Source organism: Flavonifractor sp. An4, assembly GCF_002161755.1.
Taxonomy (GTDB): domain Bacteria; phylum Bacillota; class Clostridia; order Oscillospirales; family Oscillospiraceae; genus Flavonifractor; species Flavonifractor avicola.
This window is the reverse complement of the sequence record NZ_NFIL01000003.1, coordinates 22,595-48,012: the sequence shown is the minus strand read 5'-3', so window position 1 is coordinate 48,012 and position 25,418 is coordinate 22,595. Positions and strand designations below refer to the sequence as shown.

25 protein-coding genes are annotated in these 25,418 nt (G+C 57.5%); 13 read left to right on the top strand and 12 right to left on the bottom strand.

Features of this window, described 5'->3' with window-relative positions:
* Positions 1–12: 12 nt before the first annotated feature.
* The gene (locus tag B5F94_RS02230; RefSeq protein WP_087327339.1) at positions 13–1,752 is read right to left on the bottom strand and encodes an ABC transporter ATP-binding protein; all 1,740 of its coding nucleotides are present in this window, start codon (positions 1,750–1,752) and stop codon (positions 13–15) included.
* A complete protein-coding gene (locus B5F94_RS02225) occupies positions 1,749–2,216 on the bottom strand; it encodes a MarR family winged helix-turn-helix transcriptional regulator (protein ID WP_087327336.1) in 468 nt (155 codons plus the stop codon). The genes B5F94_RS02230 and B5F94_RS02225 overlap by 4 nt, the downstream gene beginning before the upstream one ends.
* 163 nt (positions 2,217–2,379) lie before the next feature.
* Here B5F94_RS02225 and B5F94_RS02220 point away from each other — a divergent pair, with 163 nt between their 5' ends.
* Complete coding sequence (locus B5F94_RS02220; RefSeq protein ID WP_087327333.1) at positions 2,380–3,276, top strand: LysR family transcriptional regulator; 897 nt, start codon at positions 2,380–2,382, stop codon at positions 3,274–3,276.
* Between the two features lie 165 nt (positions 3,277–3,441).
* Here the strand turns inward: B5F94_RS02220 and B5F94_RS02215 are convergent, their stop codons facing one another.
* Both B5F94_RS02215 and B5F94_RS02210 read right to left on the bottom strand, forming a co-directional pair.
* Positions 3,442–3,816 carry a hypothetical protein gene (locus B5F94_RS02215; RefSeq protein ID WP_143383229.1) on the bottom strand — a complete coding sequence of 125 codons (375 nt, stop codon included), beginning with the start codon at positions 3,814–3,816 and terminating at the stop codon, positions 3,442–3,444.
* An 8-nt stretch (positions 3,817–3,824) separates the two neighbouring features.
* The gene (locus B5F94_RS02210) at positions 3,825–4,340 is read right to left on the bottom strand and encodes a YcxB family protein (RefSeq protein ID WP_087327327.1); all 516 of its coding nucleotides are present in this window, start codon (positions 4,338–4,340) and stop codon (positions 3,825–3,827) included.
* Between the two features lie 386 nt (positions 4,341–4,726).
* Between B5F94_RS02210 and B5F94_RS02205 the strand changes: the two genes are divergently transcribed.
* Positions 4,727–4,963 carry a hypothetical protein gene (locus B5F94_RS02205; protein ID WP_087327324.1) on the top strand — a complete coding sequence of 79 codons (237 nt, stop codon included), beginning with the start codon at positions 4,727–4,729 and terminating at the stop codon, positions 4,961–4,963.
* A gap of 139 nt (positions 4,964–5,102) precedes the next feature.
* Here B5F94_RS02205 and B5F94_RS02200 read toward each other — a convergent pair whose 3' ends face one another.
* Both B5F94_RS02200 and B5F94_RS02195 read right to left on the bottom strand, forming a co-directional pair.
* Positions 5,103–5,771 carry a response regulator gene (locus B5F94_RS02200; protein ID WP_087327321.1) on the bottom strand — a complete coding sequence of 223 codons (669 nt, stop codon included), beginning with the start codon at positions 5,769–5,771 and terminating at the stop codon, positions 5,103–5,105.
* Positions 5,772–5,777: 6 nt separating this feature from the next.
* Positions 5,778–7,394 carry an ATP-binding protein gene (locus B5F94_RS02195; protein ID WP_087327318.1) on the bottom strand — a complete coding sequence of 539 codons (1,617 nt, stop codon included), beginning with the start codon at positions 7,392–7,394 and terminating at the stop codon, positions 5,778–5,780.
* Between the two features lie 287 nt (positions 7,395–7,681).
* Here B5F94_RS02195 and B5F94_RS02190 point away from each other — a divergent pair, with 287 nt between their 5' ends.
* The 10 genes from B5F94_RS02190 to B5F94_RS02145 all read left to right on the top strand — a co-directional run bounded on the left by B5F94_RS02190 (position 7,682) and on the right by B5F94_RS02145 (position 16,062).
* Complete coding sequence (locus B5F94_RS02190) at positions 7,682–8,383, top strand: F0F1 ATP synthase subunit A (protein WP_191434088.1); 702 nt, start codon at positions 7,682–7,684, stop codon at positions 8,381–8,383.
* A gap of 45 nt (positions 8,384–8,428) precedes the next feature.
* Positions 8,429–8,647 (top strand): ATP synthase F0 subunit C, encoded by a 219-nt coding sequence (gene atpE / locus B5F94_RS02185; RefSeq protein ID WP_207752835.1) that lies wholly within the window; start codon positions 8,429–8,431, stop codon positions 8,645–8,647.
* A 14-nt stretch (positions 8,648–8,661) separates the two neighbouring features.
* Complete coding sequence (atpF, locus tag B5F94_RS02180; protein ID WP_087327315.1) at positions 8,662–9,150, top strand: F0F1 ATP synthase subunit B; 489 nt, start codon at positions 8,662–8,664, stop codon at positions 9,148–9,150.
* Complete coding sequence (atpH, locus tag B5F94_RS02175) at positions 9,147–9,671, top strand: ATP synthase F1 subunit delta (RefSeq protein WP_087188618.1); 525 nt, start codon at positions 9,147–9,149, stop codon at positions 9,669–9,671. Before atpF ends, atpH begins: the two co-directional genes overlap by 4 nt.
* Positions 9,668–11,188: a F0F1 ATP synthase subunit alpha gene (gene atpA, locus B5F94_RS02170; RefSeq protein WP_087327312.1), complete on the top strand. Its 1,521-nt coding sequence runs from the start codon at positions 9,668–9,670 to the stop codon at positions 11,186–11,188. The genes atpH and atpA overlap by 4 nt, the downstream gene beginning before the upstream one ends.
* Positions 11,176–12,057 (top strand): ATP synthase F1 subunit gamma, encoded by an 882-nt coding sequence (atpG, locus tag B5F94_RS02165; protein WP_087327309.1) that lies wholly within the window; start codon positions 11,176–11,178, stop codon positions 12,055–12,057. The genes atpA and atpG overlap by 13 nt, the downstream gene beginning before the upstream one ends.
* 22 nt (positions 12,058–12,079) lie before the next feature.
* The gene (gene atpD / locus B5F94_RS02160; protein WP_087327305.1) at positions 12,080–13,480 is read left to right on the top strand and encodes a F0F1 ATP synthase subunit beta; all 1,401 of its coding nucleotides are present in this window, start codon (positions 12,080–12,082) and stop codon (positions 13,478–13,480) included.
* Complete coding sequence (gene atpC, locus B5F94_RS02155; protein WP_087327302.1) at positions 13,481–13,885, top strand: ATP synthase F1 subunit epsilon; 405 nt, start codon at positions 13,481–13,483, stop codon at positions 13,883–13,885.
* Positions 13,886–14,129: 244 nt separating this feature from the next.
* Positions 14,130–14,633, top strand: a complete 504-nt coding sequence (locus B5F94_RS02150; RefSeq protein WP_087188613.1) for a MarR family winged helix-turn-helix transcriptional regulator — start codon at positions 14,130–14,132, stop codon at positions 14,631–14,633.
* 214 nt (positions 14,634–14,847) lie between these two features.
* On the top strand, positions 14,848–16,062 hold the full coding sequence (locus B5F94_RS02145; RefSeq protein WP_087327300.1) for a MalY/PatB family protein: 1,215 nt from the start codon (positions 14,848–14,850) through the stop codon (positions 16,060–16,062).
* 47 nt (positions 16,063–16,109) lie between these two features.
* Here B5F94_RS02145 and B5F94_RS02140 read toward each other — a convergent pair whose 3' ends face one another.
* The 6 genes from B5F94_RS02140 to B5F94_RS02115 all read right to left on the bottom strand — a co-directional run bounded on the left by B5F94_RS02140 (position 16,110) and on the right by B5F94_RS02115 (position 24,208).
* Positions 16,110–17,315, bottom strand: a complete 1,206-nt coding sequence (locus B5F94_RS02140; RefSeq protein WP_087327297.1) for a MalY/PatB family protein — start codon at positions 17,313–17,315, stop codon at positions 16,110–16,112.
* A 50-nt stretch (positions 17,316–17,365) separates the two neighbouring features.
* Positions 17,366–18,274, bottom strand: a complete 909-nt coding sequence (locus B5F94_RS02135; RefSeq protein WP_087327294.1) for an NAD(P)-dependent oxidoreductase — start codon at positions 18,272–18,274, stop codon at positions 17,366–17,368.
* Between the two features lie 5 nt (positions 18,275–18,279).
* Complete coding sequence (locus B5F94_RS02130) at positions 18,280–19,497, bottom strand: iron-containing alcohol dehydrogenase (RefSeq protein WP_158100240.1); 1,218 nt, start codon at positions 19,495–19,497, stop codon at positions 18,280–18,282.
* Between the two features lie 111 nt (positions 19,498–19,608).
* Positions 19,609–20,754 (bottom strand): YkvI family membrane protein, encoded by a 1,146-nt coding sequence (locus B5F94_RS02125; protein ID WP_143383228.1) that lies wholly within the window; start codon positions 20,752–20,754, stop codon positions 19,609–19,611.
* Between the two features lie 69 nt (positions 20,755–20,823).
* Complete coding sequence (locus B5F94_RS02120) at positions 20,824–23,196, bottom strand: glycyl radical protein (protein WP_087327283.1); 2,373 nt, start codon at positions 23,194–23,196, stop codon at positions 20,824–20,826.
* Between the two features lie 73 nt (positions 23,197–23,269).
* Positions 23,270–24,208, bottom strand: coding sequence for a glycyl-radical enzyme activating protein (locus B5F94_RS02115; protein ID WP_087327279.1), 939 nt, complete (start codon positions 24,206–24,208; stop codon positions 23,270–23,272).
* A gap of 315 nt (positions 24,209–24,523) precedes the next feature.
* Here B5F94_RS02115 and B5F94_RS02110 point away from each other — a divergent pair, with 315 nt between their 5' ends.
* Positions 24,524–25,405 (top strand): LysR family transcriptional regulator, encoded by an 882-nt coding sequence (locus B5F94_RS02110; protein WP_087327277.1) that lies wholly within the window; start codon positions 24,524–24,526, stop codon positions 25,403–25,405.
* Positions 25,406–25,418 lie beyond the last annotated feature (13 nt).

The following is a 25,418-nucleotide window of genomic DNA, read 5'->3' as shown; positions in this document are numbered from 1 at the left end:
AGCAGGCCTCCTTTACGCCGGCTGGTCAAAGTCGCCGCCGCCATTGACCTGGGATTCATAAATCTCCCGGTAAATGGCGTTGTTCTTGAGCAGATTTTCGTGGGTGTCAAAGCCATTGATACGGCCCTCGTCCAGCACCAGGATGCGGTCGGCGTGCTCCACACTGGATACCCGCTGGGCAATGATGATCTTGGTGGTGCCGGGAATCTGGCGGGCGAAAGCCGCCCGGATCTTGGCGTCGGTAGCGGTATCCACCGCGCTGGTGGAGTCGTCCAGGATAAGCACCTTGGGATGCTTGAGCAATGCCCGGGCAATACACAGCCGCTGTTTCTGACCGCCGGACACATTGGCCCCGCCCCGTTCGATGCGGGTCTGATAGCTATCTGGGAAGCGCTCAATAAACTCATCGGCGCAGGCCGCTCGACAGGCCTGGATACACTCCTCCTCAGTGGCATCCGGATTGCCCCAGCGCAGGTTGTCCAAAATGGTGCCGGAAAACAGGGTGTTCTTCTGGAGCACCACCGACACCTGATTCCGCAGGGCCTCCATATCGTACTGCCGCACGTCCAGACCGCCCACTTTGACGCTCCCCTCGCTGACGTCGTACAGGCGGCAGATCAGATTTACCAGACTGCTCTTGCCTGAACCGGTACCCCCGATGACTCCGATGGTCTCGCCGGAGGCGATGTGCAGGTCGATGTCAGAGAGGGCGTTCTTTCCGCTGCCGTGCTTGTAGGAAAAGCTGACATGATCGAAGTCAATGGAGCCGTCGGCCACTTGGGTGACAGGGTCGGCCGGCTCCTTCAGGTCGGGGGTCTCGCTGAGGACTTCGCTGATCCGGCGGACGCTGGCCATGGACATGGAGATCATGACCACCATCATAGAGAGCATCATCAGGCTCATCAGCAGAGACATGATGTAACTAAAGAGGCTCGTCAGATCGCCGGTGGACAGGGTGCCGTCCACGATAAACTGGGCGCCCAGCCAGGAGGCGGAGATGATGCAGAAGTAAAACGCCAGCATCATGGCCGGGTTGTTGAAGGCCAGTAGTCCCTCAGCCTTGACAAACAGCTTGTACAGATTGGCGGAGGCTTTGGAGAACTTCCGGTTCTCATAGTCCTCCCGCACGAAGGCCTTTACCGCCCGGATGGCAGATACATTCTCCTGGACACTGGCGTTTAGATCGTCGTACTTGCGGAACACCTGACCAAAGATCTTCAGGGTGACCACCATAATGGCCCCCAGCACCACAATGAGGAATGCCACCGCAATCAGGAACATCAGGCTCATTCTGGGACTGATGATCAGACACATGATGTAGCTGAATATCAGCATTAGGGGAGCCCGCACCGCAATACGGATCACCATCATAAAGGCGTTTTGTACGTTGGTGATATCGGTGGTCATCCGGGTCACCAGACCGGGGACACTGAACTTATCGATGTTGGAAAAGGAAAAGGTCTGAATGTTGTTGTAAATGGCCTGGCACAGATTGGCCGACAGCCCGGCGGAAGCGCTGGCGGCGCATTTTCCCGCCAGGGAGCCAAACACCAAGCTGAGCAGTGCCATGACCACCATCAGTATGCCGTAGCGGTACACCAGGTTCAGATTGGCGGCCTCCAGTCCCTGACCGATGATCAGAGCTGTGATAAAGGGCATCAGGATCTCCAGCAGGATCTCCAGCGCCGCCATGATAATGCACAGGATGGTATCTTTGCGGTACCTCCCCAGCTGCTGCAATACTTTTTTCACGTTGCCGATGCCTCCTTGTGGCTTTGTGTCTGGAACATCATTAAATTCTGCAGCATACGTTTCTGCAGCTGATCCAGGGTGGACAGTTCTTCCGCGGACAATCCCCGATAGAGGGAATTCTCCACCTCCCGGATGGATGCAGCCAAAAGCGCTTGTATGCGCCGTCCTTTCTCCGTGCTGAACAGCAGCCTGCGCCGGTCATCCTCCTCACAGGCTTCCACCCTTATATATCCTTTCTCCCGCAGCCGCTTGACCAGATTGGATATGGTGGCCTTGGAATAACCGCTGATCTGATGCAGATCTGTCACCGACACTCCAGTCTTCGAATGCCGCAAAATATACAGCAGCATCTGGGCCTGTACGCCGGTCACATCAGACGCAGCCAAATAATAATTTGCCATTCGCTCCATCTGAATGCAGATTTGTCTGTTGTCCCGGGCCAACCGGCTCCGATCCACTGCCATAGCTGTATCCCTCCTTTTATATCTCAGGCTAATTGTTAGATACCTTACTATTTATAGCACCACAACTCTTGAATGTGAAATACAAATCTGTTATTATCAATAAAAAAGTTTTATCGTTTTTGCGCATTGTACAGAGACAGAATTAAGGTACGGGGTGATTTGGTTGAATACAACACAATTAGAATGTTTCATGGCGGTGGCGGACTTTTTGAACTTCTCCCGGGCGGCGGAACATCTGCGAATCACCCAGCCCGCAGTCAGTCACCAGGTCAAAACACTGGAGGACGAACTTGGGGTCCAGCTCTTCAGCCGCACCAGCAAATCCGTTCGGCTGACCCAGGCAGGACATATGTTTTTGCAGTATGCAGGCCAAATGCTCAAGCTGGCCCGGATCTCTCAGGTCCAGGTCAAACGCTGCCAGGCTGCCCAGCCCACACGGCTGGAGATCGGCTGCCGCAGCGCCGCCGATCTCCAGCTGATACGTCCCGCTCTGGATCGCCTGCGGCAGGAGGCCCCGGACATCCTTCCCCTGCTTCGCCTCTACCCCTTCAGCGCGCTGGATAACCTGATGGCGGATGGCGAAATTCAGCTGCTGTTTGCCTTTCAGGAAAACGCCCCCAAAAACAGCGTCTACCGGGAACTGGTGCGCTGTCCGGTGGTATGTGTATGTCGGGAAGATCACCCGCTGGCCCAGCAGGAGGAGCTCACCCTGGAGCATCTGAAACAGGCCGGACGGATCGCTGCCATTCACCCTCCCGCCTGCCCCTCCTCCCTGTTCGCCATCCAGGGACAGATTGTCACCGCCAACGATCCGGACCAGGTCATCTTCTGCGATACCCAGGAGACCCTTCTTACCATGGTGGAAACCGGCTATGCTTTTGCGGTCATGGCTGTCTTTCCCCAACTGCGGCGCCCCGGGCTGCGCTACCTCCCTCTGAAGGAGTTTTCTCCCCTGTCCTACGGAGCCGTCTGGCCCAGCGGTGGTCGGAATCAGGCCCTTCGCACCTTCCTTCATCTGCTGGAGGATACCCTGCACCTGCCGGAACCTGAAAACGCATAGCAGATCAGTTTTCAAAGCGACCTGACACAACTGCAGGCGACCACTTTGACCACTATCCATCCCAGAGGCGGACAAACTCAAAAAGAGAAACGAGGCCCTGCCCGGCGAAATACCGGGCAGGGCCTCGTTCTCACTTATACGTTTTTGGATCTCCGTCCAAGGGGCTCAGTCCGCCCCCTGAAAAGAGACCGTCAGTTCCTCTTTGGGCTGCTCCAAGTACTGTCTGGATTCCTCCAGCCGCTCCTCCATCCTGGCTACTTCCGCCTGGATGTCCTCCCGGCTTTTTCTGCGGTTCCAGCGCAGGAACATATGGTAGCGCTGCTGAAGGGATTCCATCTTGGGCGGAAACCGGATCTCTTCACCATTGATCCAGTTGCCCTCCAACTCATTGCGGCAGATCTCGTCGTCCATCACCGCCATATAGAGCGCGTATCGGGTATATTCTTCCAGCGGAATGCGTCTCCTCCGCCGGCGACAAACCGCGCCTGCCACGCAGGCGCCCAAAATGCCAAGTCCTGCCGCTGTTTTCAGCTTATTCATCGTCGTATTTATCCCCCAACGAATTTAATCTGCTTTCCGGTCCGTTCCTCCAAAAACCGGCGGAACTCCGCCACACTTCCACCCTCCAGCCCCTCTTTTTCAAAGGCACTGGCATGGTTTTTCCCCATAATAAAAAAGATGTATGCTCCGCTCTCTGCCAGCACAGTGACCTTATCATACTTCCACTGTGTCACAGCTCCGGCGATTTTGGTCTCAAAGCAATCCTGATGAAACGTGGTACTGCTGAACTCCGTGCCGGGCAGCGCCCGCCGCCGGGCAATATAGCCGTTCAGCCAATCCTGCTTCCACTGTACTGCCAGCAGAAAAACGATCACCACTCCGTTGGTACCCACATACCAGGGATCGTCCCAGGACGCATAGATGGACAGCAGGCAAATACCAATCAGGACGGCACAGACCACCTTGAGCCACAGATTGGTCCTGGCCCGGACGGTTTTTCGCAGTGCTCTGGCCATGGCGGTCAGGGTCTTTTGGGAATATCGGGTGCTGCATACAAACTCCATAACAGCCCTCCTCCATCCTGCAATTCTGATGTAAGCAGTATATCAGATGGCAGGCAGGGATACAGAAAGGTTTTCTGAAGGCCGTCTTAACAATCCTAAAGGTTGCCCCTCCTGTGCCGTTCCCCATTCTTGCACCGCTGTAGAAACTATGCTACCCGAAGAATTCACCCGGAACGTAAAGCAGCTGGGCGCCGTGATTCGCTTCGCGGAACAGCGTTCCTCATTTCCCGCCGAATCTTTTGACTTGTAATGTTTATAGAGAAACTGCAACAAAATCGGGATATGTCAAAATTTTTGACATATCCCGATTTTGTCTCATGACAGTCTCTGCCGGTTCCCGTTATAATGGCAGAAAACTGTGATGCAGTACGGAAAGGATGAATTATATGAGCAATCCCGTAAAAGACGCCATGCAGCGGTTTGCCATCAATCAGGTCCTTCGTTATCTGGACGGCAATCCGGAGGAAAACATCCCCAAGCTCATGGAGCTGTTTGACAAATATACCCCGTCCGACTGGTACCGGCCTCAGCGGGATGCCTTCCGCAAGGCTACCAAAGTCCGGAAAGCCCGGAGCATCTGTGCGAAAAGACGATTCCTTATGCCCAACGGTGGAAACCGGTAGCCGATGCGCTCTGGCAGGAATCTCATTCCCAACAGCCTTCATAATCCATATCCAGCCCTTCTCTCCAAAACGATCCCCCCAGCGCGTCTGCAAACAGCCGCGCTGGGGGGATCGCCGCGTTACGTGGTAACCGTGCCCCTCACTCTTTTGCCCAATACAGGCGGCAGGGGCGGCCGCCTGTATCGTAATTGATGGTGCTAAAGGCCTCTCCACGCTCCACCAGGTAGTTGGCATAACGGCGCACCGTCACCACCGACAAATTGGTCTGTTTGGAGAGGGCCTCGCTGGGCAGGCCCTGGGGCGGCGCGGCCCGGAGACAGGATCGGATGAGCTGCAGGGTGCTCTCCTGGAGGCCCTTGGGGGCGCTGTGCTCCCCGGACTCCGGCGGGGCAAACAGTTTATCCAGCTCTCCCTGGGTCACTTCCTCCCCCATGACCGCCTCCCGGTGGCGGCAAAAGGTATCCAGCGCCTGCTGGAATCTCTCGTATGTAAAGGGCTTGACCAGATAGTCCACCACTCCCATTTTAAGCAGCTGGTCCACGGTGGCGGCATCGTTGGCGGCAGTGACCATGATAGCGTCTACAGGGATGGCCCTCTCCCGGAGGGCGTGAAGGAGCTCCACCCCGGTAAACAGCGGCATATAGACATCCAGCACCACCAGATCCGCCGGATTCTGAGCCAACCACTCCAGGGCGGCCCGTCCGTCCTGAAAGGTCTGGATCACCCGAAACCGTGGGTCTTTCTCTGTAAAGGTCCGGTCCAGCAGCGAAACCATGGGATCATCTTCCACAATCACAACGCGATACATCCAAACTCACTCTCCGTCCTCCGGGACCTCCTCCCGGCAAAAGCTCACAAAAAACGATGTGCCCACTCCCGGCTCCGATTCCACCCGGATCTGCCCGTGATAGGCCTCCACCACCTCCTGGACCAATGCCAGGCCGGTGCCCCGGCTGCGGCCCTTGGTGGATACCCCCCGCTGAAACATGGTCTGACGCAGGGCCGGGGAGATGCCGGGCCCGGTATCCTCCACGCACAGCAGCAGGCTGTCCTCGCTCTCCCGGATGCTCACCGACACCTCTTTGATGGCGCGGCGGGACTGGTTGAGCACCTCGATGGCGTTTTCGATCAGATTGCCCAGAATGGTCACATAGGCCTCCGGCGGCAGCCAGAGGCTCTCCTCACTGAGGGTGCTCTCCCGGTCCAACCGCAGATGGATACCCAGTTCGTTGGCCCGGCTGGTCTTACCTACCAGCAGCGCCCCCACCGAGGGCTGGCGGATCTGGTTCATAATGCGGCTCACCGCCACCCGCTGGGTCCGGGTGGTATCCATAATGTACTCCTGGGCCTTTTCCGGCTCTCCGATCTGGAGCAGGCCTAGGATCACATGGAGCTTATTCATAAATTCATGGGTATAGGCCCGCATAGCCTCCACCATATGCTGCACGCCCGTCAGATCATCCGCCATACGGGTCAGCTCGGTGCGGTTGCGGAAGATGCTCACCGCACCGGCTAGCGTTCCATTCTCATACAGCGGCATCCGGTCAGCCAGCACCCGGATCTCCTTCAGGGAGCTCATACTCACGTTGTACTCCGACTGGCCGGTGCGGAGGATGCGGTCCAGCGTGGAACGGGGATAGACCTCATGGAGGGACCGGCCTACGGCAGTCTGCCGGTCAATGGAGAGCATCTCCGCCGCCGCCTTGTTGAGAAAAATCACCTTCTGCTCTGCATCGATGGCCAGGATGCCCTCCTCAAGCGCGTCCAGAATATCCTCCCGCTGGTGGAACCGGCGGGCAAAGGCGTCCGGCTCATAACCCATCAGGGACTGCTTGATGCTGCGGGACAGGCGCATGGCCAGCAGAGAACCCAGCACTGCGGCCACCACACCCACCGCCAGCAGGCGAAGCACCGTGTGCAGACCCACCAGAGCCATGCTGCGGAAGTAGACTCCTACAATGACGAAGCCGATCACTTCCCCCGCCTCGTCCCGCACAGGGGCATAGGCGGAGTGGTCCGAGCCCATGGGCCCGGTCTCATTGGAGGTGTAGGGGGCCTCACCGGCCAGCGCCGCCTGCTGGGCCGTCCCCACATAGGAGGTGCCGATCAGGGTGCTGTCCGGCACATAGAGCAATTTGGACTGGGTGTCCCCCACCAGGATCAAGTCAATATCGGAAGTACGGCTGGTGGTTTCGTCCAGATAATCGGACAGCTCCTCTATAGTACGCTCCCCCTGCAGGGCCTCCTGGATCATAGGTACCCGGGACAGAATGGACGCGGAATTGAGCAGATTGTTGTCAAGAGCCGTCTGTTCACTGCGCAGGGTAAAATAGAGGGTACCGCCTATGGAAAGAGCAATGGATACGATGACAATCACCAGGTTCATCCGCATCAACCGGGCACGGATGGAGGATCTGGCCTGTGTGGACATAGACACCCGCCTCCTTTGTTACCAGTATAGGAAAAACCGCGAAGCCTGTCAAACAAAAGCCGGCAGCCGTCCCAGGCATACTTTTGCGCCAAAGCGCAAATGATGCGGATAAGCCCTGACAGCGCCTTCTGTGGAACCATAGCATCTTTTTCCATTCTTTCGCACTTTCCTTTTGGTAACTCTCGTTAAAAGCTTATTTTCCGTGTATTTTCATTACTTTTTTTACTTTCAAAAGGGTTACGGAAATTTGGACCAGGTAGTAAGATAAGGCCTGCGAAAACGAGGTGATGTGTTTGGATGCATTCAAGGAATCCCTGGTGGAGGAGTTGGGAAACCACACCGCTTTCACCATCCCGCTGTTCGGAGGCATTCCGGTGGCGGAGTCGGTGGTGGTGACCTGGATCGTCATGGCTGTGCTGGTGATCGCGGCGCTGCTGCTGACCCGGAACCTGAGCGTACGCAATCCCGGCAAGGTCCAGATCGCCCTGGAGAGCGCGGTGCAGTTCCTCAACGGCTTCGTCAAGACCAACATCGGCAGTCACTGGCGGCCTTTTGCCCCCTATCTGGGCACGGTGGCGCTGTATATCGGTTTTGCCAATATCATTGGCATCTTTGGTCTGACGCCGCCTACGAAGGACATCAGCGTGACCACCGCCCTGGCCCTGATGAGTATGCTGCTCATCTATGGCTCCCAGTTCCGGTACAACGGTCTGCTGGGCGGACTGAAGAAGTTCGCCGCGCCCATGCCGCTGCTGCTCCCCATCAATCTGATGGAGGTCATCATCCGGCCCCTGGCGCTGTGTATGCGTCTGTTCGGCAACGTATTGGGCGCATTCATCATCATGGAGATGCTCAAATTTGTGGTCCCGGTATTTCTGCCGGCGGTATTCAGCATCTACTTCGACCTGTTTGACGGGTTGATCCAAATGGTCGTCTTTGTGTTCCTGACCACACTGTTCACCGGCGAGGGCATCAAAGAGGAAGAGTAAGGCACATTCATCCAAGAAACATTTGATTTACAGGAGGAAATTATCATGTCTATGGCTATCATTGCTGCCGCAATCGCAGTCTTCACCGGCATCGGCGCCGGTATCGGCATCGGCTTCGCCACCGGCAAGGCCAGCGAGGCCATTGCCCGTCAGCCCGAGGCCTCCGGCAAGATCAACAGCGCTCTGCTGCTGGGCTGCGCCCTGGCAGAAGGTACCGCCATCTTCGGCTTCATCACCGCTCTGCTCATCATCTTCGTCGGTTAAAGGGGGCGCCCCCAATGCTGGAGTTCCATCTTTCCACCATTCTCTTCACCATTATCAACCTGCTGGTGCTCTTCTTCCTGCTGAAGAAGTTCCTCTTCGGCCGGGTCAACGCCGTGCTGGAACAGCGGGCCGCTCTGGTGAAGGGCGAGATCTCCTCCGCGGAGGAAAATAACCGTCAGGCCGAAGCGCTGAAGGCCCAGTACGAGGGCAAGCTGACCGATGCCCGGCATGAGGCCGCCAAGATCGTGGCCGACGCCCAGAACCGGGCCCAGCGGGTCTATGAGGGCAAGATGGCCGAAGCGGAGACCGACGCCAAGCGTCTGCGCAGCGAGGCTGAGGCCCAGATCGCCGAGCAGCGGGACGCCATGCTGCGGGGCGCCCGGAACGAGGTGGCCTCCCTGGCCCTGCTGGCCGCTGCCAAAGTGGCCCAGCGGTCTATGGACGGCGACGACGACAAGGCCTTTGTGGATACATTCCTGTCGGAAGTGGGTGAGCAGGCATGAATGAGTTGGCCCGCCGCTATGCAGAGGCACTCTATGCCGTCTCCCCCGATGAGGAGACCCTGCAAGCCACCGCTCAGGCCATGATGGCGGACGCCCCTCTGTGGGAGGCCCTGTGCTCCCCCGCCGTCCAGGCCTGGGAAAAGGAGCGTGTTCTGGACCGGCTGCCCATTCTGGACGGCCACGGTCTGCTGATGCGTTTTTACCGCCTGCTGGCGGAAAAGGGCCGTATGACTCTGCTGCCCGACATTCTGGAAGCCTTCCATGACAAGGCCCTAGCTCAGCGGGGGGCGGTCCGCTGCCGCCTGACCTGCGTCCGTGTCCCCGATGAAGCGGAGCAGGAAAAGCTGAAACAGGCCCTGTGCCGGCTCCACCACAAGGCTGATGTGGTCTTTGAGATCCGCATGGATCCGTCTCTGCTGGGCGGATTCACGCTGGAGCTGGAGGGCGTAACCTATGACAAGAGCGTCCGGGGCGCGCTGGCCGGTCTGAGCCGGCAACTGGAAGAGAGGCGAATGGCATGAAAACCAATCCCGAAGAAATCGTCTCCATCCTGCGGGAGGAGATTCAAGGGTATGATACCCGCGTACGGCGGGATGAGACCGGCACCGTGCTGGAAGTAGGCGACGGCATTGCCACCGTCTACGGCCTGGACAAGGCGGTATACGGCGAACTGGTAGAGCTGGACACCGGCGTAAAGGGCATGGTCATGAACCTGGCCCGGGACAGCGTGGGCGTGGTGCTGCTGGGCAGCGACGCCGGTGTCCGGGAGGGCACCGTGGTACGCCGCACCGGCCACCCTGCCGACGTGCCCGTGGGCGACGGCCTGATCGGCCGCGTCGTGGACGTGCTGGGCCAGCCCATCGACGGTCTGGGCCCCATTGAGGCCACCGAAACCCGCCCCATTGAGCATGAGGCCAGCGGCGTGGTCAGCCGTGAGCCGGTGAACGTTCCCCTTCAGACCGGTATCCTGGCCATCGACGCCATGGTACCCATCGGCCGGGGCCAGCGTGAGCTCATCATCGGCGACCGGCAGACCGGCAAGACCGCCATCGCCGTAGACACCATTCTGAACCAGAAGGGTCAGGATGTGATCTGCATCTATGTGGCCATCGGCCAGAAGGCCTCCACCGTGGCCCGTATTCAGGATACCCTGAAGAAGCACGGCGCCATGGACTACTCCATCATCGTCTCCTCCACCGCCAGTGAGTCCGCCCCCCTCCAGTACATCGCCCCCTATTCCGGCGCGGCCATGGGCGAGTACTTCATGAGCAAAGGCAAGGACGTGCTCATCGTCTACGACGATCTGAGCAAGCACGCGGTGGCCTACCGTACCCTCTCCCTGCTGCTCAAGCGGTCCCCCGGCCGTGAGGCCTATCCCGGCGACGTGTTCTACCTCCACTCCCGTCTGCTGGAGCGGGCCTGCCGCCTTACCAAGGAATACGGCGGCGGCTCTATGACTGCCCTGCCTATCATCGAGACCCAGGCCGGTGATGTGTCGGCCTATATCCCCACCAATGTCATTTCCATCACCGACGGCCAGATCTATCTGGAGAGCGACCTGTTCTTTGCCGGCCAGCGGCCCGCCGTCAACGTAGGCCTGTCGGTATCCCGTGTAGGCGGCTCCGCCCAGACCCGGGCCATCAAAAAGACCGCCGGTACCCTGCGTATCGACCTGGCCCGGTTCCGTGAGCTGGAGGTCTTTACTCAGTTTGCCTCCGATCTGGACCCCGCCACCCAGCAGGCTCTGGACCACGGCCGCCGCCTGCTGGAGCTGCTGAAGCAGCCTCTGTACAACCCCATGTCGGTAAGCCGTCAGGCCATTATCCTCTATACCGCCACCAACGGACTGCTGGACGACGTGCCTCTGGACAAGGTACGCTCCTTCGTGCTGGACTTTGCCCAGGAGATGGAGCAGGAACACGCCGGCGTGGTGGACGAGATCCAGTCCACCGGCAACCTGAGCGGCCCGGCCATTGAGACCATCCGCTCGGTGCTGGACAACGCCAAGAAACGGGTGAGCGCCACATGGCAAGCATAAAAGAGATCCGCACCCACATCAAAAGCGTGGAGCAGACCCTGAAGATCACCAACGCCATGTATCTCATCTCCTCCTCCAATCTTCAGAAGGCCCGGAAACAGCTCACCGATGTGGAGCCCTACTTTCAGAAGATCGAGACCACCATCTCCGACATTCTCCACCACTCTCCGGAGATCAGTCACATTTTCTTTGACAAGCGTCCCAGCGTTCAGCCGGAGGACCGCAAGATCGGCTATATCGTCATCACCGGCGACAAGGGCCTGGCAGGCGCCTACAACCACAACATTCTGAAGCTGGTCGAGCAGAAGATGAGCCAGCATCCCCATACCAGTCTCTTCGTGGTGGGTCAGGTGGGCCGCTCCTATTTCCAGGAACACGGCATCCCCATCGATGTGGAGTTTCTCTATACCGCCCAGGACCCCAACATGGGCCGGGCCCGGGATATGGCCGAGCTGATGATCGACCTCTATCTGGAGGAACAGCTGGACGAGGTCTATATCCTCTTCACCCGCATGGTGAATACCTTCCGCATGGAGCCCACCGTCCACAAGCTGCTGCCTCTGGACCCGGACGTCTTTCCCGACTATGAGAAAAACCGGGACACCTACAATCGGGACGTGGTATACGTCCCCTCTGTCAAGGCGGTTATGGACCGCCTTGTGCCCGGCTATGTGAAGGGCGACATCTTCGGCGCTCTGGTGGAATCCTACTGCTCGGAGCAGAACGCCCGCATGACCGCCATGAAATCCTCCAGCGACAACGCCCGGGCTATGCTGCAAAATTTGAATCTGTCTTATAACCGGGCCCGTCAGGCCGCCATCACTCAGGAGATCACCGAGGTGGTGGGCGGCGCCCAGGCCGCACTGTAAAAAGTCCAAGGGAGATTACGATATGAAGGAAAACAAGGGAACCATTGTACAGGTCATGGGACCTGTTGTGGACGTTGCCTTTGACCAGGGCAGCCTGCCCGAGATCAAGGAGGCCCTGGAGGTCCAACTGAACGGTCAGCGCCAGGTCATGGAAGTGGCGCAGCATATGGGGGGCGACACCGTCCGCTGCATCATGCTCTCCCCCAGCGAGGGCCTGGGCCGCGGCATGGAGGTCATCGCTACCGGCGCTCCCATCTCCATCCCCGTGGGCGAAGGCGTGCTGGGCCGGATGTTCAACGTCCTGGGTGACGCCATTGATGAGAAGGGGCCGGTGAATGCCAAGGAAAAATGGTCCATCCATCGCCAGCCCCCCGCCTTTGAAAACCAGCGCCCGGTGGTGGACATTTTTGAGACGGGCATCAAAGTCATCGATCTGCTGGCCCCCTACGCCAAGGGCGGCAAGATCGGCCTGTTCGGCGGCGCCGGCGTGGGTAAGACCGTGCTCATTCAGGAGCTGATCCACAACATCGCCACCGAGCACGGCGGCTACTCCATCTTTACCGGCGTGGGCGAGCGTACCCGCGAGGGCAACGACCTGTGGCGGGAGATGACTGAGTCCGGCGTCATTGAAAAGACTGCCCTGGTCTTCGGCCAGATGAACGAGCCCCCCGGAGCCCGTATGCGGGTGGCCCTTACCGGCCTGACCATGGCCGAGTACTTCCGGGATCAGGAGAAGCAGAACGTGCTGCTCTTCATCGACAACATTTTCCGTTACGTTCAGGCTGGCTCCGAGGTGTCCGCCCTGATGGGCCGGATGCCCTCCGCCGTGGGCTACCAGCCCACCCTGGCCAACGAGATGGGCGCTCTCCAGGAGCGCATCACCTCCACCAAGGACGGTTCCATCACCTCGGTGCAGGCCGTCTACGTCCCCGCCGACGACCTGACCGACCCCGCCCCTGCCACCACCTTTGCCCACCTGGACGCCACCACCGTTCTCTCCCGTAAGATCGTGGAGCAGGGCATCTATCCCGCGGTGGACCCCCTGGAGTCCACCTCCCGTATTCTGGAGCCCGACGTGGTGGGCCAGCGGCACTATAAGATCGCCCGCGGCACCCAGGAGCTGCTCCAGCGCTACCGGGAGCTTCAGGACATCATCGCCATCCTGGGCATGGAGGAGCTGAGCGAGGACGACCGGCGCACCGTGGAGCGGGCCCGCCGCATCCAGCAGTTCTTCTCCCAGCCCTTCTCTGTGGCCGAGCAGTTCACCGGCCTGGAGGGCCGTTATGTAAAGCTGGAGGATACCCTCCGCTCCTTTGAGACCATCCTGGGCGGCGAGCTGGACAAATACCCCGAAGCCGCCTTCAGCAACGTGGGCAACGTGGACGAGGTCATTGCCAAGGCCAAGAAGATGGGGGCGGTATAAATGGCCCAAACCGGTACCTTTACCCTGGAGATCATTACCCCCGAGCGCCAGTTCTACATCGGCCCCGCCGAAGCCCTGGTTCTTCCCACTGTGGACGGCCAGATGGGCATCTACCCCGGCCACGAACCGGTGGTCACCGCCGTGGAGCCGGGGGAGCTGCGCTACAAGGTGGAGAACAAGTGGGAACCCGCCGCTGTGGGAGCCGGCTTTGCCGAGATCAAGCCGGACTATGTGATCCTGCTGGTGGGTTTCGCCGAACATCCCGAGGAGATCGACCGGAAGCGGGCCGAGGCCGCCAAGCTGCGTGCCGAGGAGCGCCTACGCCAGAAGCAGAGCGTCCACGAGTATTACCATTCCAAAGCCGCCCTGGCCCGGGCCATGGCCCGCCTAAAAACCAGACGCTGAGATATCCCTCTCTATTTTGCTTTGACAAAAATCCTGTAACCCATAAGGTTACAGGATTTTTGTCATCTCTTTTCCCTGTTCTATTCTTTTTTAACAATCTTGCATATTGCACATTGGGTAAACTTTATATAAAATGGGACTATAGAAGAAATCCTTCGTATCAAATCATTTTATCCCATATTGTTACTTCAGATTGCTTGCGCGATGCCGCTCCATATCAAGATAGAGAGAGAGGCTGTATTTTATGGAAAAAAGAAGGCAAAGATTGCTGAAGCAGCTCTGGGCAGAGCAGGACAAGGCCTATGCCTTGATGGAGGAATATGATTCCCTTCCCCACCACTACGGCAACTACATCCTTTTTCAGGCGGAGGGCGACATCATCAGTCTAATTGCCGCCTATCCCGGCATTACGGTCACAGATCTTTCCAATATTCTGAAAAAGACCACCAGCGCCTGCTCCCAGAGCGTACGCAAGCTGTGCGATAAGGGTCTGGTGGAACAGCGGCGCAATTCCGCCAACAAGCGGCTTTACAACCTGTTCCTCACCGCCGAGGGAGAGGAGCTCAGCAAAGCCCATCAGAAGTTCAACCGCACCAGCCAGAAGATCACCTTTGACCTGCTGTCTGATTTTACAGAAGAGGAACTGGAACACCACATTGCCGTCCAGAAGAAACTGAATGAGGCATACCAGGGTGATATCCAGCGCAGTCGGGAAAATTTCTTTGTCTACCGGAAAGAGGAGGATTGACCTCTTTCTTTAATCGCCATATTCTAAATACTCCTTGCTGCACGGCAAGCCGGGACTTTATAGCTGCAATAGGGCAGGACCGGATCAAATAATGATCCGGTCCTGTTTTATTATGTCATAAAAATATGGATGCCCCATTGAATATTACCAGCATTGGTTTATAATGGACTTAAACATTAAGCAGCTTTATAATATATAGGGAAGGTGTCTCTCTATGACATATGACTTTACATCCATTATGGACCGGCATAACCTGGACGCAAGCGCGGTGGACTGCATCGGGGATGATTACTACGGCATGGAGCCTTCGCTGCCCAAGGAAGGCTTCGACGCCATTCCCATGTGGATCGCGGACATGAATTTTCCCGCCTGTCCCTCCATTGTAAATGCCCTGATGGAGCGGGTCAAACACCCCGCCTTCGGCTACTTTGTACCCAGACAGGCCTACTTTGATGAGATCATCCAGTGGCACCAGCGCCGCAATGGGGTTTCCGGGCTGAAGGCAGAGCACATCGGCTACGAAAACGGTGTACTGGGCGGGGTCATCAGTGCTCTGAACGTACTGTGCTCCAAAGGGGATCATGTTCTGGTCCACGCCCCCACCTACATTGGCTTTACCATGTGCCTGGAGAACAACGGCTACCATATTGTCCACTCTCACCTGGTGAAAGATGAAAACAGGGTATGGCGCATGGACTTTCAGGATATGGAGCGCAAAATTATAGAGAACCAAATTCACGCCATGATCCTGTGCAGTCCCCACAACCCCTGCGGCCGGGTGTGGGAGCGCTGGGAGCTGGAACGTGCCATGGCCATCTTTGAAAAGCATCATGTCTATGTCATTGCCGACGAAATCTGGTCCGACCTGCTGCTGGACGGACACAGACATATCCCCACCCAGTCCGTCAACGACTATGCCCGGCTCCACACCGCCGCCTTTTACGCCCCCTCCAAAACCTTCAATCTGGCCGGTCTGGTGGGAGGCTACCACATCATCTACGATCCCTGGCTCCATGACCGCGTTCTGAAAGAGTCCTCCCTCTCCCACTATAACGAGATGAACGTACTGTCCATGCACGGATTGATCGGGGCCTATCAGCCCGAGGGCTACGTCTGGGTGGATGAGCTGTGCCAGGTACTCTCACAAAATATGCATTACGCGGTGTCCTTTATTCACAATCGATTCCCCGGTCTGGACATTACCATGCCGGAGGGCACCCATATGCTTTTCATCGATTGCTCCCAGTGGTGTGAGGCCCATGGAAAAACCCTTGACGATGTGCTCCACGCCTGTTGGGATGTGGGGGTGGCGCTTCAGGATGGCCGGATGTTCCATGGTCCCTGTCATATCCGTATGAATCTGGCCCTTCCCTTCTCCCGCGTTCAGGAGGCCTTCGACCGACTGGCACACTATGTATTTCTGCCCTGAAAAACCATCCGGGCCGGTGGGATACCCCCACCGGCCCGGATGGTTTTTTATGCCGCGGCCCGCTCAGCCAGCAGTTTACAGATCCGGCGCAGTCCTTCCTCCAGTACAGATTTGGGACAGGCCAGATTCAGGCGAATAAAGCCGTCGGAATTGGTCACAAACATATCGCCGCCTTCCAGCAGCACACCTGCCTCCCGGGCAAACAACATGGGCAGGTCATCCTCAGGCGACACATAGGCGGACACATCCACCCAGCCCAGATAGGTGGCCTCGGAGATCCGGTACTTGGCTAGCGGCAGATTCTGGGCTAGGTATTGGCCCACAAACCGGAAGTTCTCATCCAGATAGAGCTTCAGCTGGGTCAGCCAGTCCTCGCCGTACTGATAAGCTGCCTTGACCGCCTCCACACTCAGAGGATTCTGCCAGTCGTAGTGCCGCTCCTTCCAGACTTTCATCACCTTCAGATTGGGAATAACGATGTTGGCCAGCATAAAGCCCGCCATATTGAAGGTCTTGCTGGGGGCCATACAGGTGATAATCTGATCACTGTCGGGATACAGCTTGGCCAGCGGCGTGTGCTTCAGCCCTGTGCGGATCAGATCGCAGTGGATCTCATCGGAGACGATGAGCACGCCGTGGTCAAAGCAGATCTCCGCCACCCGTCTCAGCTCCTCCTCCGTCCAGATACGGCCGGAGGGATTGTGGGGGTTACAGAAGAAAAGGAGCTTCACCGCAGGGTCTGCCGCCTTGGCCTCCAGATCCTCAAAATCTATGGTGTAGTAGTTATCCCGATTGATCAGGTTGCTGCACACCAGTTCAATGCCGTGATAGTCCGCCGCGTGCTTGAAATAGCTGTAGGCCGGGGTGAGGGTGAGAATCTTCTCCCCCGGCTTGCAGACATACTCCGCCAGCTCATACAGAGCCGGGACCACACCGGCGGCGGTAAACAGATGCTCCTTTTTGCAGGACCAGCCGTACATCTTTTGGGTCCAACCCGCAAAGGCCTCATAATATTCCGGGTCAAACACCTTGGTGTAGCCGAAGATCCGCTTGTCCAGGCGATCTTTGACGGCGTCAATAATGACCTGGGGGGTGGCAAACTCCATATCGGCGATCCACATCCGGATAAACTGGTCGTCCGGGAAGGGGAACTTCAGGCTTTGATCGGCGTGGAAAATATACTCCCGGAACCCTTCCAGATTCATGGCGTTGGTATTCCGCCGGTCAATGATCTCATCAAAATTATATTTCATGGGTCAGATACACCTTTCAATCTCAATCGAGCTGGTTTGAATCTGGACCGTCAAGTTTCTTCCAGATAGCGTCTCAGGTTATCAAGTACTTTTTCCCGCAGCAGCTGCCCGGACTGCACCGACTCGCCGGCGATCCGGTCGGGGCAGATCACATTTGGCAGGGAGAAAATGGGGCCGTCCACTCCGCCTATGGCGCCGGCGGTATCTCCGATGTAGAAGTTCCCCGGCTGCTTTAGCCAATGCTCCAACGCCTCCAGCGGATAGGGCGGTGTAAAGGTGGTATTGATCAGCACCTTGCCGTTGCCCAGTCTGGCCAGTGCCTGCTCATCCATCAGCACCGTGTGCTTATGCAGGTGGGTGGTCACCACGTCACAGCGTTCCAGCAAGTCAGGCAGCGGAAGATAGCAGATTCCTCTGGCCTCTGCCTCCGGTTTTCGGGTACGGCTGAAGTAGCAGACATCTGCGTGGAAGAAGCGCAGGGCATCCGCTACCAGGCTTCCCACATCGCCCATGCCGATCACGCCTACCCGCGCCCCGGCAAGCTCCATGGGCTCCGGCCGGAACTGCACGCCGCCAAATCCGTGGAACAGGCGAACCAGCTCGCTGATGATAAATTCCGGTACGCCCTGATCCCCATAGCGACGGATCCCTGTAACCGTGATGTCTCTGGCATGGGCCGCCTGAATATCCACATTGGCGCTCTCCGGTGTGTACAAACTGCAGCACATTCCGATGTAGCGCAGGTTGGGGCAGCGTTCCATCACCCAGGCCCCGATGGTGCTGGTGTAAAAGACCAGCACCCCATCCGCATCGCCGATCCGGCGAAGCATTTCCTCCTGACTGGCCGGGCTGTCCTGGTAACAGATCACCTCATCTGCCACCTGAGAAAGCTTCTGCACCGCCTGCCGGTCAAACCGGATGGGTTCCACCGCCACCAGTTTGCGAAACTTGTTGGCCATGGTTCTCACCCCTGCTTCTTCAGAGTAAGGGCCTTGGTATACAGGCGGATAAAGTCCTCTTTGGTGGTCATACGGGCGTTATTGGGCCGGTCGCCGCCCTTCATGGCCTCATCGGCCAGCTGATCAAGCGACTGGAGAGTGACCCCCCAATGCTCCAGGGGCTGAATGGGCAGGTCCTCCACCAAGCGGTAGACACACTCCACGCCTTTGCGGGCCCCGTCCAGCACGGACAGGCCAGACACATCCTCACCGAAGAAGGGGGCAATGTCCGCGTAGCGCTCAGGCCAGGCGCCCATATTGAACTCCATCACTACCGGCAGGCAGATGGCGTTGCCCACGCCGTGGGGCACATGATACATAGCACCCAGAGGGTGAGCCATACAGTGGGAAATACCCAGGCTGGCCGAAGTAAAGGCATAGCCAGCCAGCATACTGCCCATCATCATATCGTAGCGGGCATCCCGGTCGATATCGCCCCGGAAAACAGCGGGCCGGATGGCTTTGGCCAGCAGCTTGATGGCCTGGATGGCCAGGGCGTCGGAAATGGGCTCGGTGCAGCGGGAAGTATAGGCCTCAATGGCGTGGGTCAGGGCATCCATGCCGGTGGCGGCAGTGATATGGGGCGGCAGGGAGTAGGTCAGCTCCGGATCGGCTATGACCAGAGCCGGCATGATCCCGGTTCCGCCGATGGGCATTTTCCACGCCCTCTGCCGGTCCGTGATAACGGCAAAGGGGGTGGTCTCCGTTCCGGTTCCGGCGGCGGTGGGGATGGCCACAAGGGGCAGGGGCGCCTTGGAAAACTTGTCGCAGCCCTGATAATCCCGGATGCTGCCGCCGTTGGTGACCAGAATGGCGGCTGCTTTGGCGGGATCAATGGAGCTGCCGCCGCCCACACCAACCAGAAGGTCGGCGTCCTTGGCCAGCGCGGCAATGGCCTCTACCGTCTCCACACTGGGGTCGGCTTCGCACTGATCGTACAGCTGGTATGTCACGCCCGCCTGTTCCAGCGCGTCCAGCACCTTCTGAACGATACCGGCTTTGACCAGGCCCTGATCGCTTACCACCACCACGCGGCTCACGCCCAGGCGTTTCAGTTCCTGGCCGGTGCGGGCCACACAGCCGTTGCCGAACAGAATGGCGCCGGATGGCGCCCAGGCAAACACAGAGTTCTTGTCTTTAAACACGCTGTAGTCCAGCGGGATCTGCGCAACAGGTCGAAACATGGTTTTCCCTCCCTGATAGAATAAAGTTTGACACAAAGAGAGGCCAGCCCCGGAAGCCCGGTTCATGGGACTTCCGGGGCTGGCCTTTTAGGGTACCTGAATCAGGTATGCTTACGACTCCTCAATGGCAACCACAGCCTCGGTCACCTTGCCGCTCTTCTTGTCGGCGCTGCGGATCATAAAGTAACGAATCACGCAGGCAGCAAAGACGATGGCACCGGAATAGCCGCAGTAGGTCATGATGTAGTTGAGCAGCGTGGAGTAGGGGACGAACAGCGTCACGATATACACCGCCACCGCAAAGACACAGCAGGCGATCTTGTATTTGGCGGACTTTTCATCCTTGAAGAAGGTGCTGATGGTGGACCACATCAGGGGGCAGATGGTGCTGTAGATGGCCAGCAGGATTACGATGGAGAGGATGATACCCAGGCCGGGGAAGATGTGGTTGGCCAGGATCAGGTTGGGGATCTCCGCATTGGCAGAGTTCTGGATGTTGCCCAGGTGGGCATAGCCGATCATGATGGGAACCACGGAGTCCACCACCGCGCCGATGAGCACGATCAGCTTGAAGTTGCTCCACTTGTATTCCCGCAGATCGTGGGCCTGACGGGCCACATAGGCGGAGCAGAGCAGCAGGGAGCAGCCGCCGAAGGACAGACCGGCCGTCAGGGGATGGCCGCCGCCGGCCACAGGCACGGTGATCTCACCGCTGGCCAGCAGGGCCGCACCCTGGGTGATATAGGGGGCGAACATGAAAATGGAGACAACACCGATGAAGGTGATGATGGCAACGATAAACGGGCCGATTTTACCGATGACATTTACGATACCGTTCAGGCCGAACAGGGCGGTAACAATCGCCAGGACGGAACCCAGCGCGGATCCCACTGCGGTTGGGATGCCAACCTGCTGCTCCAGCGTAGCGCCGAAGCCGGCGATCATGAACACATAGGCACAGAAGGTGAACAGCCATGCAAACAGGACGAAGAGCTTGCCGATGTACTTGCCCACATAGAATTCAAACACACCAGCCAGGCTGTCGATGCCGCGGGTGCGGCCGGCATAGCCGTAGGCCACATAGCCGAAGTACAGCATGATGATGTTCAAAATGCCCGGAACAAAACACCACATACCGCTGGAAGTGAAGTACTGTACCGTCTCCTGACCGCTGGCCCAACCTGAACCCACCAGGTAGGCAAGCAGCGCGCCGCTGAGCAGAATCACTTGACCGACTGACATTTTCTTAGTCCCCATAAATCTCGCTCCCTTTCTGTTTTTATTTTTGCTCCGGGGACGCAGCCCCTGCGTCCCCGGAGATACCCGTCATCCGCAGCAGCTGCCGTGTTCGGTGCGGCCGATGATGTTCTCCTGGACACGAGGATCCAGTTCCACGAAGAAGGCGGAGTAGCCCGCTACGCGCACCATCAGGTGCTTGTAGTTCTCCGGGTGCTTCTGGGCGTCCCGCAGAGTGGCGGTATCCACCACGTTGATCTGCACGTGCTGACCGCCGGCCTCGCAATAGCCTCTGACAAAGGTCTCCAGCATCTCCAGGCCCTTTTCACCCTTGGCCACGGCGGGATCAAACTTATGGTTGACCAGCACACCCTTGGGCACCATCAGGGTATCCATCTTTCCAATGGAGTTGCCCACGGCGGTGGGACCGTTGCGGTCCATACCATTGGAGGGAGATGCGTTGTTGGCCAGCGGCTCACCGTCCATACGTCCGTCGGGGGTGGCGCCCACGCAACGGCCCTGCCAGATGTTGTAGGTCTGGTTGAGCAGGATGAGCTCGTACTGGCCGAAGCGGGAATCCTTATGGGCCTGGTTCTCCAGGGCGCAGAAGGTCACCACACGGCGGCAGTATTCATCCACCAGGTCCTCGTCGTTGCCGAAGTGTACCACCTTGTTCAGCAGCATCTGATGTACGTCCTCCCGGCCGACGTAGTTGCTGTCCAGGATCTGGGTCAGCTCAGCCAGGGTCATCAGCTTCTTCTGGAACACCACCTGATCGATGGCGGCCAGGGAGTCGGCGGCATTGGCCACACCGCTGATGAAGGTACCGGTGGAGCTGTAGCGGGCGCCGTCCTTCTGGAGGATGCGGCCCTTCTCGATGCAGCCGTCCACCATGCAGGAGGCAAAGACGGTGGGGCAGATCTGGGAATGGAGGGCGGAGCAGATGCCGTAGGCCTGGAGGTGGTAGTCGATGATATAGGCCAGCTGTGCCTCGTAGGCCTTCATGAACTTCTCCATGGAGTCCATTTCCTCCATGGTGCCCGTATTGGGACCAAACTGACGGCCGGTCTTGGGGTCTACACCGTCATGCATGGCCAGTTCCAGCACCTTTAGGATGTTGATGAAGCCGGCCACCGGGCGGAAGTCGGTCTTGCCGGGCACCTGGGCCTCCACGCAGCCCTCAATGGCGTAGTCCCGGGCCTCCCGGATGTCGTTGCAGCCGTTGGCCAGCACCCGGGGGATGTTGATCTCATCGTTGAAGAAGGCAGGCTGTCCCAGGCCCTTCTGGGTCAGCTTGAGGGCCCGGCGGAAGATGGTCTCGTCGATCTTCTTGTTGAAGCGGAAGGAGATGGCGGGCTGGGTGGTCTCCGCGCCGTCGGCAGCCTCCAGGAACAGATAGGTCAGCCGGTTGCAGGCGTCATGGCCGTTGGAGTCAATGCCGCCGATGGTCACGTTGGTCCACATGGGGAAACCGGCATAAGCTTCCGCCTCGATGTGATCCCGCAGCTCAAAGATCTCCGTCCACTTGATGAGCATACACTGGATCATTTCCACGATATCATCTTCGGTGGCCACACCGTTTTCGATATCATGGATGAAATAGGGATACATAAACTGGTCAAACCGGCCGATGGAGTGGTTGTGACCGGCGTTTTCGATCTGATAGATCAGATGGATGAACCAGAAGAACTGCATGGCCTCGTAGAAGGTTCTGGGAGGCAGCTCGGGCACCCGCTCGCAGGTCTCCGCGATCCGCAGCAGATCGGCCTTGCGCTTGGGATCTTCCTCGGTCTCCGCCATCTCCCGGGCCAGCTTCACATACCGGTGGGCAAACTGGATGGCAGCCTTCAGGGTGATGATCATGCCCTCCCAGGTATCCTTCTGCTCCTGGGTGATGTAATCATAGTGCTCGATGCCGTCCAGCTTCGCCTGGATCTCATCGATCATTTTGGCAAAGCCCTTCTCAAAGATCACACCGTACTCCGGCATATGGCTGGCGGTGGACACGATGCGGGAGCCAATGGTGATCAGGCCGTCCAGGGAGGCCTGCTTCTGCTCCTCGCTGAGGTGGCTGTCGATCACTTCCCGGAAGCCTCTGCTCCTCCACTCGGTGCAAATGTCGATCAGCTCCTGCTTGTCCTCCGGCTTGTCCCAGTAAAGGGTATCGGTGCTGCGGGTGTCAAAGGTATCGATGTCCTCCAGAATCCAGTTGGAGCCCCACTCCGGATAAGCCGGAACCGAGCGGTAGCGCTCGCCATGGTCACCTACAAAAATGGACTGGGGATTGATGAAGATGGTCATATTCTGGAGCAGGTACTCCAGCATACGGGCCTTTCTGGTAATGGGAGATTCGATGGAGGGAATGCGGTAGAACTGGGTCACAAGTCTGGCCCGTTCCACCGAAATGGACGGATTTGTGTTGCGCAGACGCGCCTTTAAAAATTCCACTCGTTCAGATGCCATAACAGATTCCTCCTTGAAAAGCAGTTTTATCTTGAAGGATCACCGGAGCGATCCAGCTATCCCATTGCCAGACTTACTCATCGTAGTCGTTGTTCAGGTTATAAAAGCATTTCTTCCCTGCCGGAGCCAGCACCTCGTTGGCCACGTCCACCAGATGGAACATATGCTCTGCCGTCGGCTCCTGAATCTCCTCCAGCAGATAGGGCTTGCCCAGCAATTTGTATTTGTTGACGCCCAGTTTATGGTAAGCCAGCAGCTCGTACTTCTGGACCGACGCCAGGGGCAGGATGAACCGGGCGGTCTCCCGGATATTCTCTTCTGAATCGTTGATACCCGGAATCACCGGCGTGCGGACGATGATCTCATTGCCGTGTTGGCTGATCCGGCGGAGATTTTCCAGAATACGCTCGTTGCGCTGCCCCGTCCATTTCTGGTGCTGCTCACTGTCCATATGCTTCAGATCAAAGTAGATAAAATCGATGTAATCCAGGCAGGGGGCAAATTTCTCATAGTCGCCGCAGCCACAGGTCTCAATGGCCACGTTGACGCCATATTCCCTGCACTTTTTGCTGATCGCCAACAGGAACTCCGGCTGCATCAGCGCCTCTCCGCCGGTAAAGGTCACGCCGCCGCCGGAATGCTGAAAGTAAAACCGATCCTGATAGATCTGTTTGAACAGCTGCTCCACCGTATAGTCTTGTCCGTTCAGCTTTCTGGCTTCGGTGGGGCACAGGTCCGCGCACCGTCCGCAGCTGGTGCACTGGTCCCGCTGGTACACCGGCACCCCATTCTCATCCAGCCGGGAAGCACCCGTGGGGCAATTTCGCATACACCCGTTGCAGGCGATGCAGTTCTGAGGATTCAGCGTGATTTCCGGTTCAAAGGAAATTCCTTCCGGGTTGGCACACCAGAGGCAGTGCAGGCCGCAGCCCTTGAAAAAGACCGATGTACGCATCCCCCGTCCATCACGAATGGAGCACTTCTGAATGTTAAAAATCCTTCCGGTTTCCATGCGCAGCCCCCCTTTTCGCTCTTATTTGCCTCGCCTCAAAAAAGTCATTTTACGCTGTTATTTTTTCCGTATTTGAAACCGCCAAATATTTCTTTTTTCTCAAATCTTCAATAAATATTGACACGTTTTTCTTTTTGTCTTATTATTAAATAGACAGGCTTATTAACAATCACCTTAACAATCAAGTTATAAAACCTTTGTTTCTTTGTCACAAATATTAGCACAGAGTTTGCCCAAAATCTAGCGAACATTTCCGATGGTTCCCATCAAAGATTTTCATACTTTACCGTATGAGCACGTCAGGAGGCGCAAGCTGTGGAAACCGACAAATACAAAGTATTTTTAAAGGTCGTTGAGTGCGAAAGTTTCTCCCGTGCCGCTGCAGAACTGGGCTATACCCAGTCTGCTGTCTCCCACTGTATCTATAGTCTGGAGCAGGCCCTGGGCTTTCGCCTGCTGACTCGGGAAGGACGAAAAACCAGATTGACCAGCGCAGGCCAGGAAGCTATGCCGTTTATCGTCAAGATCGTAAACAGTCAGACCACGCTGGATCAATGGGCCTCCTTCTACCTGGGTGTAGGCGCCGGTAAGCTCTGCATTGCCTCCATCCCCAGCCTGGCCATCCATACCTTTCCGGATATGGTCAAGCGCTTCAATGACCGCTACCCCAATATTCAAATTCAACTGCTCCATGGCAACTACAGCGACGTGGAACGTCTTTTGGCCAGCGGCACCGTGGAGTTTGGTTTTCTCTCTGTCTCCTCCCAAACCCCGTTTCCCTTTGTGACCCTCTATCGGGAAAAGCTGGCTGTTATCCTGCCCCCAGGCCACCCTTTGGCAGAAAAGGAACGTCTTTCCCTGAAAGATCTGGAACCGGAGTCTTTTATCATGCCGGGAGAAGGACCGCGGCATCAGGTAGGTGAACTGATTAAGAACTACAACCTCAACCTGAACGTTAAATATTGCATCAGTGACGATGACATCACCATCTCCATGGTTTCCCGGGGACTTGGTGTGACCATCCTGCCGGAGATGTCCTATCGGGACTACCTGAACTTTCAATTTGAAGTCCGGGATCTTACAGAGGCCCCCTACCGGGATATCGGCATCGCTTACACCGCCTGGGATAATATCTCCCCCATCGGAAAGGCATTTATCAAACTGGCAAAAGAGTCCTTTGCTCCGCTCACTCCTTAAGGTTCCAATCATC

Coding starts and splice junctions, on each gene's coding strand:
- B5F94_RS02145 (WP_087327300.1), top strand. CDS start 14,848: ATGACATATGACTTTACATCCATTATGGACCGGCATAACCTGGACGCA.
- B5F94_RS02205 (WP_087327324.1), top strand. CDS start 4,727: ATGAGCAATCCCGTAAAAGACGCCATGCAGCGGTTTGCCATCAATCAG.
- B5F94_RS02190 (WP_191434088.1), top strand. CDS start 7,682: ATGTGTTTGGATGCATTCAAGGAATCCCTGGTGGAGGAGTTGGGAAAC.
- B5F94_RS02150 (WP_087188613.1), top strand. CDS start 14,130: ATGGAAAAAAGAAGGCAAAGATTGCTGAAGCAGCTCTGGGCAGAGCAG.
- atpD (WP_087327305.1), top strand. CDS start 12,080: ATGAAGGAAAACAAGGGAACCATTGTACAGGTCATGGGACCTGTTGTG.
- atpA (WP_087327312.1), top strand. CDS start 9,668: ATGAAAACCAATCCCGAAGAAATCGTCTCCATCCTGCGGGAGGAGATT.
- atpG (WP_087327309.1), top strand. CDS start 11,176: ATGGCAAGCATAAAAGAGATCCGCACCCACATCAAAAGCGTGGAGCAG.
- B5F94_RS02120 (WP_087327283.1), bottom strand. CDS start 23,196: ATGGCATCTGAACGAGTGGAATTTTTAAAGGCGCGTCTGCGCAACACA.
- atpH (WP_087188618.1), top strand. CDS start 9,147: ATGAATGAGTTGGCCCGCCGCTATGCAGAGGCACTCTATGCCGTCTCC.
- B5F94_RS02130 (WP_158100240.1), bottom strand. CDS start 19,497: ATGTTTCGACCTGTTGCGCAGATCCCGCTGGACTACAGCGTGTTTAAA.
- B5F94_RS02200 (WP_087327321.1), bottom strand. CDS start 5,771: ATGTATCGCGTTGTGATTGTGGAAGATGATCCCATGGTTTCGCTGCTG.
- B5F94_RS02135 (WP_087327294.1), bottom strand. CDS start 18,274: ATGGCCAACAAGTTTCGCAAACTGGTGGCGGTGGAACCCATCCGGTTT.
- B5F94_RS02140 (WP_087327297.1), bottom strand. CDS start 17,315: ATGAAATATAATTTTGATGAGATCATTGACCGGCGGAATACCAACGCC.
- B5F94_RS02125 (WP_143383228.1), bottom strand. CDS start 20,754: ATGGGGACTAAGAAAATGTCAGTCGGTCAAGTGATTCTGCTCAGCGGC.
- B5F94_RS02115 (WP_087327279.1), bottom strand. CDS start 24,208: ATGGAAACCGGAAGGATTTTTAACATTCAGAAGTGCTCCATTCGTGAT.
- B5F94_RS02195 (WP_087327318.1), bottom strand. CDS start 7,394: ATGTCCACACAGGCCAGATCCTCCATCCGTGCCCGGTTGATGCGGATG.
- B5F94_RS02210 (WP_087327327.1), bottom strand. CDS start 4,340: ATGGAGTTTGTATGCAGCACCCGATATTCCCAAAAGACCCTGACCGCC.
- atpE (WP_207752835.1), top strand. CDS start 8,429: ATGTCTATGGCTATCATTGCTGCCGCAATCGCAGTCTTCACCGGCATC.
- B5F94_RS02215 (WP_143383229.1), bottom strand. CDS start 3,816: ATGAATAAGCTGAAAACAGCGGCAGGACTTGGCATTTTGGGCGCCTGC.
- atpF (WP_087327315.1), top strand. CDS start 8,662: ATGCTGGAGTTCCATCTTTCCACCATTCTCTTCACCATTATCAACCTG.
- atpC (WP_087327302.1), top strand. CDS start 13,481: ATGGCCCAAACCGGTACCTTTACCCTGGAGATCATTACCCCCGAGCGC.
- B5F94_RS02225 (WP_087327336.1), bottom strand. CDS start 2,216: ATGGCAGTGGATCGGAGCCGGTTGGCCCGGGACAACAGACAAATCTGC.